The organism is Pseudonocardia sp. EV170527-09 (assembly GCF_008369905.1).
In the GTDB taxonomy this organism is placed as follows: domain Bacteria; phylum Actinomycetota; class Actinomycetes; order Mycobacteriales; family Pseudonocardiaceae; genus Pseudonocardia.
Genome location: NZ_VRMC01000702.1, coordinates 1 through 229, shown reverse-complemented (window position 1 = coordinate 229; position 229 = coordinate 1). Strand labels below are relative to the sequence as shown.

1 protein-coding gene is annotated in these 229 nt (G+C 54.6%); it reads right to left on the bottom strand.

All coding sequences use genetic code 11. The features are described 5' to 3' along the window. Positions 1 to 214, bottom strand: a 214-nt coding sequence (locus FVA95_RS32490) for a hypothetical protein (protein ID WP_205016127.1), incomplete at its 3' end; no start/stop codon positions are given. Between the last annotated feature and the right edge of the window lie 15 nt (positions 215 to 229).

Sequence of the window (229 nt, the reverse complement as noted above, 5' to 3'; positions counted from 1 at the left end):
CATAAGGTGAGAACGAGGTGTAGCGGGAGGGGCTGTCGTAAGCCATCGCAGACGAGATCCAGGCAAAGCTGAGGACAAGGGCGGTGGCACGAGCGGCGATACGGGTCTTCATAATGGCTTGTTCTCTCCAGTTCCGTACGAACCAGCTTTCTGATCCGTCTCCGTCTTTCTGAACTAGAGATAGGAAGCGCTTACCATTCTTGACGTGTCGCATGACACGCAGTGAGAG